At 62.0% G+C, this 255-nt stretch carries 1 protein-coding gene; it reads right to left on the reverse strand.

Annotated elements, in window-relative coordinates:
* Positions 1 to 255 (reverse strand): hypothetical protein (locus tag L6D81_RS29450; protein WP_236183011.1); only part of this gene is annotated, 255 nt, incomplete at both ends.

A 255-nucleotide genomic window follows, 5' to 3' on the forward strand; every position in this document is an offset into this window, starting at 1 on the left:
TTCTTCAGGCGAAAGGACAGGCCGATCTGGGTCTTGGCCAGTTGCCGCAACGCCGCATTGGGAATCGGGATTTCGGGGATGCTCGGCACATTGCCCAGCGGCGCGCCGATGATCTCGATGTTGATCGCCCCCCCTTCAAGCGGCGTGCCCTTGAGCCGGACGATCGGGATGTCACCGACCTCGAATTTGTGGGTGTTCGCAACGATTTGCGCCGTGCCGTCGGCATCTCCCAGTTTGTCGGCGTCCAGCACGTTG

It is taken from the genome of Pseudomonas sputi (assembly GCF_021603585.1).
Lineage (GTDB): Bacteria > Pseudomonadota > Gammaproteobacteria > Pseudomonadales > Pseudomonadaceae > Aquipseudomonas > Aquipseudomonas sputi.